The organism is Arthrobacter sp. JCM 19049, from assembly GCF_001310435.1.
On the sequence record NZ_BAXF01000868.1, the window covers coordinates 1 to 644 of the forward strand.

A 644-nucleotide genomic window follows, 5' to 3' on the forward strand; every position below is an offset into this window, starting at 1 on the left:
TGCCGGCCACCAGCTGGGCCACCAGCAGCACGCCCAGGACGCCGATCGGCACGACCCATTCACCGGTGAGCCCGTGCAGCGCGCCGATGCCGATGGGCCCCAGGCCCGCCAGCAGGTAGCCAAAGCCCTGCGCCATGGTCGAGAGGTGGCCGGTGAAATGGGTGTTGGGTGAGCGCCAGACAATGTAGGACAGCGACAGGCTGATCGAGCGCCCTGCCCCAACCCGAGCAGCGTCATCCACACCAGCGCGCCGGTGGCGGGGAGGAACGCCAGACCGAGGTAGGCGGCGCCGGTCAGGGCCACGGCCAGCACCACCGGCAGCCAGGTGGCCCGCACCCGCACGGCCAGGGCCGGGGTGAACAGTGAGGCCACGATGCCGGGGAAGGCGGAGTAGGCAAGCATCCACGGCGGTGCTGGCATCCATGCCGGCATCCTGCAGCATGGTGGGAACCCAGGTCAGTGCGACGTAGTAGCTGACGCTTTGCAGGCCCATGAGAACCGTGACGGCGATCGCCACCGGATCGGTGAGCATTGCCCGGAACGGCGGTTCACCGCGTTCGGTGGGGGCATCGGCCACGGCCGGGCTGGCCTTGAGCCGTCCCGGAAAGCGGCCCAGCTGCGGGACCCAGACCAGCAGCGCCAGC

Annotated in this window: 1 pseudogene; it reads right to left on the reverse strand. The window is 70.3% G+C overall.

Annotation, left to right across the window (positions count from 1 at the left end):
* Positions 1 to 532, reverse strand: a pseudogene (locus tag JCM19049_RS16820) (MFS transporter); the annotation flags it as partial.
* Positions 533 to 644: the final 112 nt, after the last annotated feature.